The following is a 380-nucleotide window of genomic DNA, read 5'->3' as shown; positions in this document are numbered from 1 at the left end:
GCAGCGCTCCTGGCGTTGTATGCGACGATGAAGTAGAAGGGCAGGCACTCGCTGACTGTGGAATTGCTAAACCAGAAATGGAACATAGCTTCATTCCCCATATCGTTTCTTATGGCTTTAATGAAGTGTCTGAAACCAAAGGCACTATGGAATTAGAATTATATGTAAGTGAAGGCGAGCCAACCGGTGAAGAGGAAATATTTCACTGGGAAGTTCTCTGAGTTAATAAGCCAATAAGCCAACCCATGCGGGACACACCGCTGGGTGTTGTTCCGCTTTTTTCTGTGGAGGAACAACGATGGACATTGAAACACAAGTTTTAGTCGAACTGATAAAAGCTGGTGGTCATATCCTGACGGCAACATTCCCAAGCCTGACAA

1 protein-coding gene is annotated in these 380 nt (G+C 45.5%); it reads left to right on the top strand.

Annotated elements, in window-relative coordinates:
• Window positions 1–221 (top strand): hypothetical protein (locus ABT58_RS24255; protein WP_047876778.1); only part of this gene is annotated, 221 nt, incomplete at its 5' end.
• Between the last annotated feature and the right edge of the window lie 159 nt (window positions 222–380).

The sequence above is a fragment of the Photobacterium aphoticum genome (assembly GCF_001029435.1).
GTDB lineage: Bacteria > Pseudomonadota > Gammaproteobacteria > Enterobacterales > Vibrionaceae > Photobacterium > Photobacterium aphoticum.
Note: the sequence above shows the minus strand (reverse complement) of the source record. Positions and strands in the feature narration are given on the sequence as shown.